We start from the raw sequence: 1407 nt of genomic DNA, 5'->3' as shown, positions 1-1407 counted from the left end.
CCTTCGCTGCGCTCAGAATGACATCCAGCTGACAGTCTTACTAGAACCCTCACTCTAAACCCGCGCCCAATCGCTACTCGCTCTTCGCTAACCGCTGCTCTTAAGGGTCTTTTTTATCAAGCAAGGCTTCGACGCCGGGGAGCTTTTTGCCCTCTATAAGTTCAAGGGATGCGCCGCCGCCGGTTGAGATGAACGAGACCCGGTCTTCAAGTTGGAATTTCTTAAGCGCGGCTATCGAATCGCCGCCGCCCACTATGCTGGTTGCGCCGGATTGCGCGACGGCAAGTGCGACCTCTTCGGTCCCCCGTGAGAACTGGTCGATTTCAAAGACGCCCATCGGCCCGTTCCAGAAGATCGTCCGGGCGCTGTTAATAACGCCCCGGTAGACCGCGATTGTGTCGGGACCGATATCGAGACCCATCCAGCCGTCCGGGATGGAGTCGACCAGAACAACCCGTGCCTCGGCATCCGGGCTGATCTCCTGCGCGATAACCACATCGGCCGGCAGGTACAGCGAGATATCCTTGCCCTCGGCTTTTTTGATCGTCTCGCGGCAGTAATCAATTTTATCCTCCTCGAGGAGCGATTTCCCGATGCTATAGCCCTGCGCTTTTAAGAAGGTAAAGCACATGCCTCCACCGATTAACAATGCGTCGACGATGTCTAGAAGCTTATCGATGACACCGATTTTATCCGACACTTTGCTTCCTCCCAGGATCGCGATAAACGGCCTCTTTGGATTTTCGAGGGTCGAGGTCAGCGTATCCACCTCTTTCTCCAGGAGGAACCCGGCGACCGCCGGTATATACCGGGCAACGCCCGCAACCGATGCATGTGCCCTATGCGAAGCGCCAAAGGCGTCATCCACGTAGATATCTGCAAGGCTTGCCAGCTCTTTTGCAAATTCGGGGTCGTTCTTTTTCTCTCCCTCATTAAAACGGAGGTTTTCCAGGAGCAATACGTCGCCGGGCTTCATTTTATCCACGGCCTCTTTGACCTTAGGGCCTACGACCTCGTCGGCCTTTTCAACCTCTTTGCCGAGCAGGTCTGTGAGTTCTTGCGCAACCGGATCGAGCCTGTACTTATCCTCCGGCCCTTTCGGTCTGCCCAGGTGGCTCATCAGGATGACTTTTGCGCCCTGGTTGATCAGGTATTCTATTGTCGGTAGCGCGGCCCTGATCCTGCTGTCGTCGGTTACGACCCCGTTGTTGATGGGGACATTAAAATCAACGCGAACAAGCACCCGCTTACCGGAAACATCAACGTCCCGCACGTTTTTCTTATCCAAAGCTCTCCCCCCTATAAAAACCTTTTGGGAGCCAGGAGCCAGAATTCAGAATAAAACCTTCTTCTTACAGTAGCTTAGCTACGCCTAGACGCTGGTAAGTGACAATCACCGTTACTGCA

At 54.4% G+C, this 1407-nt stretch carries 1 protein-coding gene; it reads right to left on the bottom strand.

Features of this window, described 5'->3' with window-relative positions; translation table 11 throughout:
• Positions 1-100 precede the first annotated feature (100 nt).
• Entirely contained in the window at positions 101-1288 is a 1188-nt protein-coding gene (locus COY37_RS08250; RefSeq protein ID WP_286677873.1) for a phosphoglycerate kinase, read from the bottom strand.
• Positions 1289-1407: the final 119 nt, after the last annotated feature.

The organism is Candidatus Aquicultor secundus, from assembly GCF_002791875.1.
Taxonomy (GTDB): domain Bacteria; phylum Actinomycetota; class Aquicultoria; order Aquicultorales; family Aquicultoraceae; genus Aquicultor_A; species Aquicultor_A secundus.
The sequence above is the reverse complement of the archived record's forward strand: the minus strand, read 5'-3'. Positions and strand labels throughout refer to the sequence as shown.